This is a genomic window from Bacillus sp. 220_BSPC (assembly GCF_001054655.1).
Classification (GTDB): domain Bacteria; phylum Bacillota; class Bacilli; order Bacillales; family DSM-1321; genus Peribacillus; species Peribacillus frigoritolerans.
In genome coordinates, this window is sequence record NZ_JVPL01000109.1 from 15,302 (window position 1) to 28,973 (window position 13,672).

Sequence of the window (13,672 nt, forward strand, 5' to 3'; positions counted from 1 at the left end):
ATGCTTTCAATATATTGAAAAAACCACCAGTAAACCAATTGTGTTCCAGGCAATATGTACAATTGTCAGCCAAACAATCCGGCTGGTTCCTTTCTTAAGAAACCGCTTAAGCTACATTCCTTTTGAATTGCCTTGCTTGGCCAATTTTCCCCGCAAAAAAAAACAGGCTTCTCGTATCTACTAAATGGATTACAATCCTAGCGTCAATTAAGAGTCTAGCGGCATGTCCCTTTACAAAAGAAGGCACAACAACTCTTTGGTTGCTGCACCTGTATGGTCACTCTTCGTCTTTATAGATCCCCTTCGATGCTTTAATCATATTATCCAGCCACATTTTCTTAAATATATTCACACGACGAGGACTGCCATTCTCCTCACCCTCGGCTGAATTTTCAGTTTCTTCTTCTTCTGCTTCTTCTGCAGCCTCGGAAAGGATTTCATTTGAATTGCCTTCATCTGATGAACTTTCCGTTGAACTGCTTTCATCTGATGAACTTTCCGTTGAACTGCTTTCATCTGATGAGCTTTCCGTTGAGTCGCTTTCATCTGATGAACTCTCCGTTGAGCTGCTTTCATCTGATGAACTTTCCGTTGAGTCGCTTTCATCTGATGAACTTTCCGTTGAGTCGCTTACATCTGATGGACTTTCCGTTGAATCAATTTCGTACGATGAGCTTTCCGTTGAATCACTCTCGTACGATGAGCTTTCCGTTGAATTACTCTCGTACGATGAGCTTTCCGTTGAATCGCTTTCGTACGAGGAACTTTCCGTTGTATATTCCATTTATTCTTTAACCTCCAAAATTTATTTATCCTTTAGGGATATCCGTACTGCATATATATGTTCCTACTTTCTAATAGGGACTTTGCTTATCACCCATTTTAAAGTAAATCTTCATTCTAATTTAACTAGTTGTTAAATCTGTTTAGCTTTCAGTTGAACTACTTTCATCTTCTGATAAGCTTTCCGTTGAATCACCCTCGTCTGATGAGCTTTCCGTTGAATCACCCTCGTCCGATAAGCTTTCCGTTGAATCACCCTCGTACGATGAGCTTTCCGCTGAATCACTTTCGTATGATGAACTTTCCGTTGAATTACTTTCTTCGTATGATGAACTATCAGTTAAATATTCCATTGTGCTTAGCCTCCAAGATTTATTTATTCTTTAAGGATATCCGTATTGCATATATATGCACCTTCTTTCTTGGAGGGACTTTGCTTATCACCCATTTTGAAGTAAAACTTCATACACCTAGATATATTTGGATAATCCATTTCACCTGATCAAATTCATTAGAGTCATAGTTTTTCTTGCAACAAAAAAAGAACCTCGGACTCTTTTCCGAAGCTACTTTATGATTTCCCCTAATTAGTGCTAGCTCTGTCTCGGAAGACATCAGTCGTTTTAATGGCTGAACCATTCTCAGGCTTGGATGTTATGGTCCAGGAGTCGATTGTACGGAGCTTGCTGTCATATATCAAATTTGAAAGGCAAATAGTTATCAGCACGGCAACGACAATACTTATGTAAAAGACTTGCAGCCTCTAAATATATCGATCAAAAAGATACACTAGGCCAAATTGCACACCCAAGAACGAAAGTAGTGTAGTTTTTCCGATTAGTCACACCTTTTAGCATTAAACCTTTAAATGAAGAATTGTTCTAGTTGAGTCACACCAAAATATGCCAAAGGTATTATAAAATAGCAAAATATACTATTCTTTTACTATGAAATTAAATATAATAGATGAAGTGGTTACAAAAAGAGGAAGGAAGTAAACTATGAGACATGAAAAAAAGAAGAAAAAGAAACGGACATGGCTGAAAGTAGTTGGGATAATTGTCCTACTTTTTATACTAGCTGGGGGAGCCTTTGCCTACTCCGTATGGAATTCACTGACAAAAACCGTTGACACGATGCATACACCAATAGACCGTACCACGGATAAACGAACGAAAGACCTTGCACTGTCAGATCAGGAGCCATTCTCGATGCTCATGCTTGGTGTCGATGAACGTGATGGCGACAAAGGCCGTTCAGATACTATGATCGTCTTGACAGTCAATCCACAAAAGAAATCGGTCAAAATGCTAAGCATTCCGCGTGATACACGGACCGAGATCGTCGGTCATGGGACACAGGATAAAATCAACCATGCATTTGCCTTCGGGGGCGCGAAAATGTCCATGGATACCGTTGAAAACTTCCTGGATATCCCAATCGACTATTATATGAAGATCAATATGGAAGGCTTTAAGGATATCGTTGACGCAGTCGGCGGTGTAACCGTTCAAAACGATTTGGACTTCACTTATGAAGGCGTCCATTTTGCAAAGGGAAGCATTAATCTTAATGGAGAAGATGCGCTTAAATATTCACGAATGAGATATGATGATCCGAATGGTGATTATGGCCGTCAATCCAGACAACGTTCCATCATTGAGGCTGTCATTAAGGAAGGCGCTAGCCTTTCATCCCTGACGAAATACGATGATGTATTCGATGCATTAAGTAAAAATATCCAGACGAATTTGACGTTTGATGACATGATGGACATCCAAAAGAACTACAGGGACGCAAGCAAAAGCATAACGCAAGCAACCATTCCAGGAAATGGAACGAAAATCGACGGAGTCTACTATAATATCGTGTCGGATGAAGAAAAAGAAAAGGTTCAATCCGAATTAAAAGAACAATTATCCATCAAATAAGAAAAAATGAAAAGAGCTGTACGGACCCGCATCCTGACAGCTTTTTCATTTTGCCCGTCCAATAATCTGACAAAAAACGAACACCAATTGTAGAGATTTGTTGGAATTTTTGTTGTTTATTAGGCATGAAAAGACGGTATAATCTAATATGAGCTGACAATTATATCTTCCCCTTGCCCCTTTCATCACTTGACACTATTATTCTTTGGACCCGGAATTCCATCAACCATCATTCACCAACTATAATAAATGATCCTAAACAAAAGGAGTGGATTTAAATGAAAATCAAAGCAGGCAGCTGGGCTATGCTAAGCAAACAGGACAAAATGTTTATTCTGAAAGCCATCAGTGACCGTTCAAGAATGAAATATGTTTCATGAGAAGTAGATCTTTTCGGCATTATATGAGAGCATTGCCTCTCCCTTTTCAATAAAACGAACTTGAGCCTGAAAAAGGAGAGGAACCTATTTAAACTGGTAACCCATACAAACACCATTCGCCTTTTTCTTTGACGACATAGCAATTTTGTTCCAAAGTAAACACCCCATAGCGAGATTTGAAGACCTGTGTAGCTCTGGTATTTCATAGGCCGGTTAATGCTGCCTCCCAACCTAATCCAGACACTAGTTTTTCACTTTCTTAAATAACGATCTACATTATCATACTGAAACATCTGCACAGCCATATGCTGTAAAAATACATGCTCCCGATATTGCACATAATCTGCACGATTCGGAAACCGCTGCTTTATTTCAGAACTTATCAATTCCCAGGACTTCCCGAACTCCGCTTCACTTTCATACTGATAGAAATCTTCAACCACGCTTTTTGAGGCACTCCTATACCTAAAACCATAAGAATAGCCGTCAATACTCCTATTGGAATCCAATTTTGTTTCCTCCCCCTCATCACCCTCTTATGTATCATTAATCTATTTAATGGAAAACCATAAAAAAGAAGCATGTTGTGAAACATGCTCCTTAAGTATATGTATCAATAATGATTTCTTAGATTCATTGACGCATCCTCCATCGATAAAAGAAAAGAAGGTGACCATTGCCCATGACACGAGCAAAATGTTCAATATGTATATCTACGATCATATACTATCAGGTTGTTCAATGATCCCGCTTAGTTTCTCCTTAATCTCTTCCACAAGTTCATTTACAGTAACATCTTGTCCAGACTCACCCTTGGCAAAAGTGTCTTTTAAAATATCAAAAAAATCCATTCGAAATTTCCACTCCAATATTTAATTGAGCCACCATTTCATACTGTTGTCCTAATCCTTTTTTCAAAAATAAGGAATATAGCTCATTTATTTGATAATCACATATATAGTAGGGATTGGCAAGCGGATTCTACTATATTATAAGAAAAGTAACTAAAGTTTAACATTCCTTTAATATTCAAGGGAAGGAATACTACTTGTCAATATGTATAGATAAAAAACAAAAAAGGACCGATTCTTCAGTCCTTTCGATACCCATATTATGATTGTCCCATAAAATATGTCATTAATGAAATCAAAACTAATGTAATGGTAATATAAGTGCCAATAAAAATTTTCTTACTTCTCTGTTTCTTTTCATAAACTTCCTCGAACGTAATGAATTTGTTTTTTGTCATCAAATAGTCTCCTTATATTTTGATGGCAGCTATCTGACATCGCCTTATACGAAGTCCCTTTGCTTGATCTCTATAATTTAGTATCGGCACATAACCAAAAACTTTTAGGTATTATTAACTATTTTTATAATGAGCTAGATTTTAAAAATTAACATCTGTTTCTAACTATATAGTCTAATCATACAAAGTACATTATTTAAAATATTCCATGATACCAAAAAATCTTTTATTCCTAGGTATTCATCTAATAATGCAAAGCAATCATTCCTACCTGTTGCATAGAACTGTTCTTATGGTTGCAATTTGTTTAATCCATATCCATTTACCGATTAGTAAATAAAAAGGAAAGAAAACCTTTTGCCAAAAATGATATCAACGAGAGGAAGAAATAAATGGATTCAGAAATGCAGGAGAAATGCGGGGTATATGGAGTATTTAATCACCCCAAAGCAGCCGAAATAACTTATTACGGACTTCATGCACTTCTACTCCGTGGTCAGGAGAGTACACGATTTGTGGCTAGTGAAGGAAATCATTCAGGACTCACAGGAATGGGATTAGTCACCCAAGTTTTTTCACGGGACATCCTTGAAGGACTAAGCGGAAATATGACTATTGGTCATATACAATATTCAGCTTCTGGTGAAAATTTACTACAAAGGCATACCCCCCTCGTTGCGACGGGGACTTTGTTGCTCATAATGGCAACCTCGTAAATGCAAGGATGGATAGAACGGGATGTGTTACAACTAAACAGATACTAAATTATTGTCCACTTAATAGCTCATTCAAGAAAAAAGCATTTCGCCGAAGCGGCCCTGATATTCTTAAACGTATCGACATTATCTTGATTTGATTATTAAGACTGAAAAACAAATGCTAATTGCCTTAGATCTTCTTGGGTAACCTCCGCTTAACCTTAGAATAATTGGTGAACCAATCATCGTCTCCTCAAAAACATGGGCATTAAATGCGGTTAATGCTAAGGTTGGGAGGAATGTTGAACCGAGTAAATGGTTTCTTATAGATGAAAATGGAATTCAATCTGGAGGATTTGCGAAAAAAATGTAAGGTTCCCTTTGTTCCTTTGAATTTGTCTATTTTGCCCGTCCGTTATTCAAGGAAGTATGTCTTTACAATACGGAAGTATTGGGTGAAATATGTAAAATAAAATCTGATTTAAGATGATGTTGAGGCTGCAGTTTCCAAATCAAGTCCCTGCCGATTGGATTTTCTCAACTATCAGGAACTCCATATAACATGTGAATTATGAAAATCCTAATACTGGGCGTTCATTTATGAAGTTTACGTAAAAATTGAGCGACTTAGCTGTTCGACTGATATTAAGGACTGTGCAAGAATTTGAAAGAAAAAAGTGTAGTGTTAGTCGATAATTGTTATGGGCATAACTATTTACCAACAAACACGAACATGCTATGGGACAGGTTATTGGGGCAAATTCATTAGCCTTTTTTAGTACCAAAGGGTTATTAGAGATAGTAGATGTGGATATTGGAGAAACTAGCAGCCGCTGTCTAGCCTGTTTTATTGGTGCTTACCCAACTAAAATTTGAAGTGATTAAGCTAAATCAGGATAAAAATGGCAGGCACCCCACAAAAACAATTATCTTTGTGTGATGCCTGCCATTTTCTTAATATTAAACCTTGGATTTTGTCAATGTTTTCTCTCTCATTCTTACTCTCTACAAATGGATGGGCTACACTTATTTAGGCAACTTTTTTTAAGGTCTTCAAGAAAACCGTATTTAAGAGATTCGTGTTACCAGGAGCGAATTTTTGCCGCCGACTTCCTTAAGATATGAAGGTCACCCAACCTTCCCCTTGGTCTTAAGATCCGGTTACTAATGTCTTCACTACAGTTCGGGACCTACAGGCAACACTATGAATAAAAGAGTCTGCCTAATGTAACTCTTCTCCTTTAAATGACCCACTTCCACCTTATTTTAAATCAAAGTCGATTTTATCCGTATTTGCTGTAACAATTTTTTTCTCACTATTTTTCACATATACTCTCACCATATATTCACCTGGTTCTTTTACGGTATATGATAAGTGATTAGTTGATTTATATGGGAGTTTCTCTAGTATTTCACCATCCTTAAAAATATAAAAAGAATATTGCAGATTTTCTCCTATTGCTTCACTTTTAACTTCAAGTGTTTTAGCATTAATTTGCTCTAAAGTGACTCCTTTAATCCTTGGTGGTTTTTCCTTAGACTCACTACTTGATACTGTTTTTGAATCTTCGTTTGTTGTTTCTTTGGATGTATCCTTCCCACAACCAGCTACCACTAGTGATAACATTACCAATAACATAATTAGACTTCTTTTCATAGATTTTTCCCTCCTGAAATTCAAACAAACAGCGGCTAAAGATTCCTACTTAAAAACCACCTATGTACAATCACTGTCATAATTACTCACTCTGCGGCCTTTTTTACCCTCTTTTCTCCATAGTAACTCTTATGTATTTTGATTTATCCCCTAATTTTCCACTGCTAAAATTATAACAAAAAAAGTTAATAAATGATAAGAAAGGGGTTCATATTAACAAAAATATAACCTAAGTATTTTTATGCATTGAATAAAAACATATATCCTTTTTCATTTTCAGCATATTACATGTCATCTTAGGGTATAAGAGCAATTAATCCCATGGTACTAAGTCTTTTACGCCCAGACTATTTGTTGTCTATACGTTTTGTCCACACTCTGCTATATTAATACAGAAGTAAAACAAGTGAAAATAGTATAATAGCTTAATATGAATTTCATTTATACTCCTCTAAGCTATAACTGGAATTAAACAAAGGAGAAACGTTATGCTGAAATACCGAAAAAAAATATGGCCTTATATTGCTATTTTATTACTAATGGCTGTAGCTGTTTGGAGTCTTTATACAAAACAAAATGTAAAAACACCTGAAATTGGTAATAGAAATAATAAGGAAGTTGTTAAAACGCCTGAAGAATTTGGTGCGAATGGATTTGATAATATACCAGATACTCAATCATTACAAAAAGCTATTGATAATAGCTCCTCTATAAAATTGAAAGATGGTGCGACCTATATCATTGATAAACCTTTAATAAGCAATCATTCTATTACAATCTCTACAGAGAAAGGGGCTAAAAAATCGGCAATTATTTTGCAAAAGAATAATCAAAGTGCCCTTATTTTTAATAATAAACGAATTAATTCTACCTATGTCACGGAGAATGTTTCTAAGAAACAATCTTATGTAGTAGTGAAAAGTACAAATGATATGGAACCAGGAGATTTATTTCATTTGAAATCAAAAAAGCTTTGGTATTGGGATAACCGAAGTGTATTACATAAAGGAGAACTCCACAAGATTACTAAAATTGAAGGAAATAAAGTTTACTTAGATCGTCCTGCTCATGACAATTATAATATTCATGAGGGTGAGACAGTTAAAGCTGCTACCTTCAAAAGCCATTATTTGAGGCTACATAATATCATCTTCAAACATCCCAATCCTTCTAATACAGTCATGGTAAAGGTTAACTATGCCAGTGATACTAAAATTGATAATGTTTCAATATTGAATTCAAAAGAAACCGGTATCTTTCTTAACAAAACCTATGGGACTAGCATAAGCAATGTCCGAGTAGAATTAGGAACTACAAAGGAGATATCAACTGGTTATGGTATACAGGATTACGGAGGTACGGGAACCCTAATTACGAAAAGTACGTTTAAAAAAGTCCGGCGGGGAGTGGATTTTTCAGGTGATATTCCTTCGCGCTATGGCATAGTGAAAAATTCTAGAGCATATGGGTCGGGTAAAGGTACACTTGCATTGGGCAATAGTGGATTCGGTACACATTCGACTGCTGAGTACATCACCTTCGAAAAAAACTATATAGAGAATTTTGATCAAGCTTTTGTGGCAAGAGGGAATTATATTACAATTAAACAGAATACACTTCAGGGAATTAGCTCAAGGTTTGTATTTGCTTCTTATGGAGATAATTTAAAACTTCTAAATAATGTATATAAGAGTAAGAATGGAAATCAGTTGGAGAGTTTTATTTTGCTCCGCGTCAGTTACCTGGGTTCAATAATTGCCACAGAAAATATAGCAGCTGACCAAAATGGTCTATTTCTAAAAGGAAATATCAATCAACTAAGTGACATAAAATTAGAAGCAAATAAAATGAAATCACAATAGCTCTTCTTAGAGAAGAAATATTTACTAATTCACCCTTAATGGGTAAAAATATCTTGCAAGGAAGGGAATTAAAAGTGTCTATTATCTTTAAAAGTGTTAATGCAAAACTAGAAAACTATTACCAAATCAAATTAACTTGTAATGCGCAAGGAGAAGACTTGGAATTTGCCTACTATGTATACAAAGATGATGAGGTCATAGAGAAGTTTCCCTATGATGGTAACTCATCTTTTCTATATAACTTATCTGAAGAAGGCAGCTATAGAGTAAGAACTTATATTAGAGACAAAAACGGGAATAAAATAGCCAAGACAAGTAAAACCATTGATTTTATAGGGTTTGATCAAACAAGTATCCAAGAGGAACCTTTACAGATAGTAATATATGGAGTTTCTAAAAACAGTATATTTATTAAATCCATTTTAGAGAAACGATACAAGGTTCTTTGTTTTGTGGACGACGATGTAAATAAATTTGGTGATGAATTTTTTGGATTAAAAGTTAGTAATCTAGTTTCTATAAAAGATCTAGGAGATGTAAATGTTATAATTAGCAATCCCTATTCAGCTCAACTTGAAAAAAGTTTAATGAGTCACGGGATAAATAACTATGAATTTTTCAATTTTAGTTTAGCTCCTAATAATTTAGTTATCAAAACTATGTATGATCAGTCCGCAATTGAATTGTATAGAATATCGAGGTTCTGTTATCTAAACGGTTTGAAGGATGAAGCCGAATTCATCCAAAGCTTTATCCAATTCAAGTTTAATTCATTTATCCCCTACACTGCAGAGATTGCTGAGGGGACAAGATTTGGTTATGGGGCTGTAGGGATGATTATTCACAAGAAAGCAAAGATAGGGAAAAACTGTGTTATATCTCAGAATGTAACAATTGGATCCAAAGGGCCCCTCCCTATTATAGGAGATAATGTATATATAGCCCCTGGATCAAAATGTATAGGAGGGCAAATAGGTAACAATGTAGTGATCGGTGCAAACTCAGTAGTGACTAAAGAGATTCCTGATAACTGTGTCGTTGCAGGTGTACCAGCGAAAATTGTTAGTACCGATATGGAGAAATACCAAAATTACTTTAGAAAATAATAAAATGGAAACAACTTTAAATGGCCCATGCAGGCGATGCTTACTTAAATTGCTGCCATGAACCTCAAGAAACCGGCAAACTGGAATGTAAGAAACCGGCAAACTGGAATGTAAGAAACGATGTCCAGCGTAATAATAAGTGATCATCATCTATTTAAGAAAAACCCAGGCCCCAATCTAAGGATTGGAGCCTGGGTTTTCTACGGTCTTATCTCTTATTCCTTTGGAGGAATAAGAGATTTCTGCAATAATCAATGCTTAGTCATGTTTTACAAAAGATAGTGTTCTGTCCTTAATGTTTAATGTTACGTAATAATTTTGGATTGAGATATAGTAAAGACTTTTATCATCTGATTTGACTTCCGCCCTACTTTGGATATCTTTTAGCAATTGCTCGTCTAGTACTATATCGTGAATGGTTATGGCCTCTGATACATTATCCTCATTAAAAAGAATAGAGATGTGATCTGTATCATAAAATAGAATTTTATTCCCGAATTCATCAAATCCTCTATTAGTAAGGCCCCTTAATTTATCACCAATTTCTCCATAATCAAGGTCTAATTGTGCAAGAAAATATTGATAAGAATTTGCTACAGCTAAAGGAAAGAGCGTTTTTAAATCCTCTGTTGTTAACTCAACGGTTATATCTTTGCTGTTGTCAACTAATTCAACGTTTTTAACGCTCGTATATCCTATCGAATCATTCACCTTTATTTTATAAACATCATTGGCTTTTTCTTCTACAAAAAGAGTTGTTGTAAACGGAACCTCTAATGCTTTATTTGTTAAAGCTTGATCACTGTAAATAACGGCTGTCCGCTCCTTAACTATACCCTTACTGTCAACTTTCTTAATGTTTACCTGTTCTTTCTTTATTGCTTGCTTTTCTGCAAAAAGGTCCGGTATTTTGCCAAGAATGGAAGCACTGGACGTTTCGTTAAACATAAACAACGCGCTGAGGAACATACCCATTAATAAAAAGCCAATTTGAAATAAAAACAAGAACGGATATTGTTTCTTCTTTCTTGCTTTGTCGGTCCTTTTAATTTGCTGTGCTTCAGACAAATTTGAGGTGCCTTGGTTTTCGAATGATTGTGCTTGATGCATCTCCACTTTATATTGCTTTTTTTCTTCTTCACTCAAAGCATTAAACCATTTAATAAAGGCTTGGTAATTTTCCAGGACCGTCTTCGTCTCTCCAAATTCTTTAAGTTGACCAAAGTGCAGCCATAAAACTTTATCGGAAATAGAGCTTATTTGGGATAAAGAGTGACTAATAAAGAAGATGGTTTTTCCAGAAGCCTTAAATTCATCGAACTTCTGTAAGCACTTTTGATAAAAGGTTTGATCGCCTACAGACAAAGCTTCATCTACAACTAAAATATCAGGATTTGTATGCGCAGAGATAGCAAATCCCAATCTTGATTTCATACCGCTAGAATAGTTTTTAACAGGTTGATGAATAAACTTTCCAATATCTGCAAATTCTATGATTTTTGGAGTAATCTCCTTAATTTCATTTTTAGTAAAACCTTGCATTAAACATTTCAGTTTGATATTTTCCATTCCTGTTAAATGATTATTTAGGCCAACAGAAATGGCAATGAGAGAAGTTTCCCCGTCGATTTTTATGGTACCTGACGTTGGTGGAACTACTTGAGCTAAGAGGTTAGAAAGAGTAGATTTACCGGATCCATTCACCCCGACTATCCCAATGGTTTCTCCTTTAAATACTTCAAAAGAAATATTGTTTAACGCATAAAAATCTTCATTTTTCTTATTGGAAAAAAAAATTTCCCTGAGCTTATCCGATTTTTTCTTATATAATGAATACTTTTTCGTAACATTCTTAAATTGAACTTTTAGCGTCATAACTTAAACTCCTAGACTACAAGTAGTCAACAAATTTATTCCTAAACTTTATATGTGCAGCAGACCCTATCGATAGGATAAAAAGCGTAAACGCCCAAAAATACAACGTATATGCCCAGTCTTCATAGAACCATCCATATCCCAAGAACGTATTACGAAATCCTTCAATTATATAATAAAGAGGATTTAATTTTAAAATGAACTGAAGAACATTGTTAAGCTGACTCGTATCCCATAAAACAGGAGATAAATACAACAACATTCTCATGAGAGCCTGCAAGACCAACTGAAAATCACGTACAATTGTTGAAATCGTCGAACATAACAGAGTAATAGCAAATAAAAAAGTAAATAAACAGAGCATATAATAAGGTAATTGAATAAAATAAATACCTAGATTTATATGATAAATGAAAAGAATAAGAACTAATACAGCCATCATCATAAGAAATTGGAAAGCATTACTCATGATTGTAATTGATGGCAGCAAGCTTACAGGAAACTTCATTTTCGATACTAAATTAACTCTTGAATAAATACTATTTGATCCTTGGATAATTGAAGGGCTGATAAAAAACCAAGGTATAAGCCCAACAATTAACCAAATAAAGAATGGCACTCCCTCTACTGGTTGACCGCCACGGATACCTAAGCCAAAAACAAACCAGTAAAGAAAAATTTGTATTGCAGGAACTAAAAATTGCCATAGAACACCTAAATAATGCATTTGGTAAGTACTTTTTACATCATATGAAGATAAACGAACAATAAGATGAAAGTTCGAGTATTGCTCTTTCAAAACTCTCCAAACGAAACTCATGCCATTACGGTAGCTTTCTTAGTGAACTCGTATAAGTTACCGTAGTGAATATAATCAAAATCTAATGAGCGATTTTCAACCACATTCTTTGTATCAAAAATCCGCTTAGTAGCCATGCCCGTAAATTGATTCCAATCCAGGTTTTTGAATTCACTGTGGTCTGATAAAATTAAAACTAAATCAGAATCATTTACCGCTTCTTCAAGGTTAGAAATAACCCACTCTTTTTCCACATGCGGATCAAATGCTCTGACTTTATATTTGTCTTGGTTTTTCAGTATTTCTAAAATTTCCATTGCCGGACTTTCACGTACATCATCGACATTTCCTTTGTAAGTTAAACCAAACACAGTTACGACCTTTCCTTGGACATTTTCCATTAATGTATTCACATTCTCAACTACATATTCAGGCATGGATGTGTTAATGTTCCTAGCTAAATTAATGAGCTGAGCTGTTTCCGGTTCTTTTGCAACGATGAAATAAGGATCAACTGCTAAACAGTGTCCTCCTACACCTGGTCCTGGAGTGTGAAGATTTACTCTTGGATGTTTATTAGCCATTTGGATTACATCTAAGGCATTAATCTCTAAATTATTACAAACTTTTGCTAGTTCATTTGCTAAAGCGATATTTACATCTCTAAAAGTGTTCTCCATTAATTTGGACATTTCTGCTGTTTTGGCATTCGTTTTAATAATTTCACCTTGTACAAATGTGCTGTATACCTTGGCACCAGCTTCCGTGCAGTTAGGTGTTATTCCGCCGACAATTCGGTTATTATGAATTAGTTCATGTAGAATTTGACCCGGTAGAACACGCTCAGGACAATGTACTAAATAGATGTCTTCTCCTACTTTAAAACCAGATTGTTCTACTAATGGTTTTACTTCATCATCCATACTTCTAGGTGCAATCGTTGACTCTACAATTAATACATTACCTTTTTCTAAATACGGTATTACATTTTTAACGGCACTTAACACATAAGAAAGGTCGCATGATTTATATTCATCATCGTGGTTTGGTGTTGGAACTGCTACAATAAAAACATCTGATTTTTCAGGCTGTAAAGCTGCACGGAACAACCCTTTCTCAACCACTTCATTTAAAGCTTCTTGCAATCCTGGTTCTTCGATATGAATTTTTCCTGAATTTAATGAATCGATCACTCTTGGACTGATGTCGACACCTACTACATCAACACCATGTTTTGCGAACATAATTGAAGTTGGTAATCCGATATATCCTAATCCTACTGTACAAAGTTTCATAAATATTTCCTCCTAAAAATACGAAAATGAGTTTATA

At 35.3% G+C, this 13,672-nt stretch carries 13 protein-coding genes and 1 pseudogene; 5 read left to right on the forward strand and 9 right to left on the reverse strand.

Annotated features, from left to right (window positions below; genetic code table 11):
* Positions 1-277: 277 nt before the first annotated feature.
* Both ADA55_RS07280 and ADA55_RS07285 read right to left on the reverse strand, forming a co-directional pair.
* A complete protein-coding gene (locus tag ADA55_RS07280) occupies positions 278-784 on the reverse strand; it encodes a hypothetical protein (RefSeq protein ID WP_048681281.1) in 507 nt (168 codons plus the stop codon).
* A gap of 142 nt (positions 785-926) precedes the next feature.
* Positions 927-1,136 carry a hypothetical protein gene (locus ADA55_RS07285; RefSeq protein ID WP_048681284.1) on the reverse strand — a complete coding sequence of 70 codons (210 nt, stop codon included), beginning with the start codon at positions 1,134-1,136 and terminating at the stop codon, positions 927-929.
* Positions 1,137-1,370: 234 nt separating this feature from the next.
* Between ADA55_RS07285 and ADA55_RS30360 the strand changes: the two are divergent.
* Positions 1,371-1,505: pseudogene (locus ADA55_RS30360) on the forward strand (ABC transporter ATP-binding protein); the annotation flags it as partial.
* A 279-nt stretch (positions 1,506-1,784) separates the two neighbouring features.
* Entirely contained in the window at positions 1,785-2,714 is a 930-nt protein-coding gene (locus tag ADA55_RS07290; protein ID WP_048681289.1) for a LytR family transcriptional regulator, read from the forward strand.
* 631 nt (positions 2,715-3,345) lie between these two features.
* Here ADA55_RS07290 and ADA55_RS07295 read toward each other — a convergent pair.
* The 3 genes from ADA55_RS07295 to ADA55_RS29220 form a co-directional block, all read right to left on the reverse strand.
* The gene (locus tag ADA55_RS07295) at positions 3,346-3,603 is read right to left on the reverse strand and encodes a hypothetical protein (RefSeq protein WP_048681295.1); all 258 of its coding nucleotides are present in this window, start codon (positions 3,601-3,603) and stop codon (positions 3,346-3,348) included.
* Between the two features lie 210 nt (positions 3,604-3,813).
* Positions 3,814-3,945 carry a hypothetical protein gene (locus tag ADA55_RS30960; RefSeq protein WP_255294649.1) on the reverse strand — a complete coding sequence of 44 codons (132 nt, stop codon included), beginning with the start codon at positions 3,943-3,945 and terminating at the stop codon, positions 3,814-3,816.
* A gap of 260 nt (positions 3,946-4,205) precedes the next feature.
* Positions 4,206-4,343 (reverse strand): hypothetical protein, encoded by a 138-nt coding sequence (locus ADA55_RS29220; RefSeq protein ID WP_153246104.1) that lies wholly within the window; start codon positions 4,341-4,343, stop codon positions 4,206-4,208.
* A gap of 392 nt (positions 4,344-4,735) precedes the next feature.
* Between ADA55_RS29220 and ADA55_RS07300 the strand changes: the two genes are divergently transcribed.
* Entirely contained in the window at positions 4,736-5,059 is a 324-nt protein-coding gene (locus ADA55_RS07300; protein WP_048681298.1) for a hypothetical protein, read from the forward strand.
* Between the two features lie 1,243 nt (positions 5,060-6,302).
* On the opposite strand, the gene ADA55_RS07305 is transcribed toward ADA55_RS07300, so the two are convergent.
* On the reverse strand, positions 6,303-6,698 hold the full coding sequence (locus ADA55_RS07305; RefSeq protein ID WP_048681303.1) for a triple tyrosine motif-containing protein: 396 nt from the start codon (positions 6,696-6,698) through the stop codon (positions 6,303-6,305).
* Positions 6,699-7,186: 488 nt separating this feature from the next.
* On the opposite strand from ADA55_RS07305, the gene ADA55_RS07310 reads away from it, so the two are divergent.
* Entirely contained in the window at positions 7,187-8,560 is a 1,374-nt protein-coding gene (locus tag ADA55_RS07310) for a right-handed parallel beta-helix repeat-containing protein (protein WP_048681308.1), read from the forward strand.
* Between the two features lie 74 nt (positions 8,561-8,634).
* The gene (locus ADA55_RS28330; protein WP_048681311.1) at positions 8,635-9,666 is read left to right on the forward strand and encodes a triple tyrosine motif-containing protein; all 1,032 of its coding nucleotides are present in this window, start codon (positions 8,635-8,637) and stop codon (positions 9,664-9,666) included.
* Positions 9,667-9,924: 258 nt separating this feature from the next.
* On the opposite strand, the gene tagH is transcribed toward ADA55_RS28330, so the two are convergent.
* From tagH to ADA55_RS07330, 3 genes are read right to left on the reverse strand one after another with little or no spacing between them, the layout of a single operon-like run.
* Entirely contained in the window at positions 9,925-11,541 is a 1,617-nt protein-coding gene (tagH, locus tag ADA55_RS07320) for a teichoic acids export ABC transporter ATP-binding subunit TagH (RefSeq protein WP_048681313.1), read from the reverse strand.
* 16 nt (positions 11,542-11,557) lie between these two features.
* Positions 11,558-12,361, reverse strand: a complete 804-nt coding sequence (locus tag ADA55_RS07325; RefSeq protein WP_048681316.1) for an ABC transporter permease — start codon at positions 12,359-12,361, stop codon at positions 11,558-11,560.
* On the reverse strand, positions 12,358-13,635 hold the full coding sequence (locus ADA55_RS07330) for a nucleotide sugar dehydrogenase (protein WP_048681319.1): 1,278 nt from the start codon (positions 13,633-13,635) through the stop codon (positions 12,358-12,360). The genes ADA55_RS07325 and ADA55_RS07330 overlap by 4 nt, the downstream gene beginning before the upstream one ends.
* Positions 13,636-13,672: the final 37 nt, after the last annotated feature.

Excerpts from the sequence above, each read along its gene's own strand:
- ADA55_RS07300 (WP_048681298.1), top strand. The coding sequence starts at position 4,736 with ATGGATTCAGAAATGCAGGAGAAATGCGGGGTATATGGAGTATTTAAT.
- ADA55_RS29220 (WP_153246104.1), bottom strand. The coding sequence starts at position 4,343 with ATGACAAAAAACAAATTCATTACGTTCGAGGAAGTTTATGAAAAGAAA.
- ADA55_RS07280 (WP_048681281.1), bottom strand. The coding sequence starts at position 784 with ATGGAATATACAACGGAAAGTTCCTCGTACGAAAGCGATTCAACGGAA.
- ADA55_RS07305 (WP_048681303.1), bottom strand. The coding sequence starts at position 6,698 with ATGAAAAGAAGTCTAATTATGTTATTGGTAATGTTATCACTAGTGGTA.
- ADA55_RS07310 (WP_048681308.1), top strand. The coding sequence starts at position 7,187 with ATGCTGAAATACCGAAAAAAAATATGGCCTTATATTGCTATTTTATTA.
- ADA55_RS07285 (WP_048681284.1), bottom strand. The coding sequence starts at position 1,136 with ATGGAATATTTAACTGATAGTTCATCATACGAAGAAAGTAATTCAACG.
- ADA55_RS07290 (WP_048681289.1), top strand. The coding sequence starts at position 1,785 with ATGAGACATGAAAAAAAGAAGAAAAAGAAACGGACATGGCTGAAAGTA.
- ADA55_RS07330 (WP_048681319.1), bottom strand. The coding sequence starts at position 13,635 with ATGAAACTTTGTACAGTAGGATTAGGATATATCGGATTACCAACTTCA.
- ADA55_RS07325 (WP_048681316.1), bottom strand. The coding sequence starts at position 12,361 with ATGAGTTTCGTTTGGAGAGTTTTGAAAGAGCAATACTCGAACTTTCAT.
- tagH (WP_048681313.1), bottom strand. The coding sequence starts at position 11,541 with ATGACGCTAAAAGTTCAATTTAAGAATGTTACGAAAAAGTATTCATTA.
- ADA55_RS30960 (WP_255294649.1), bottom strand. The coding sequence starts at position 3,945 with ATGGATTTTTTTGATATTTTAAAAGACACTTTTGCCAAGGGTGAGTCT.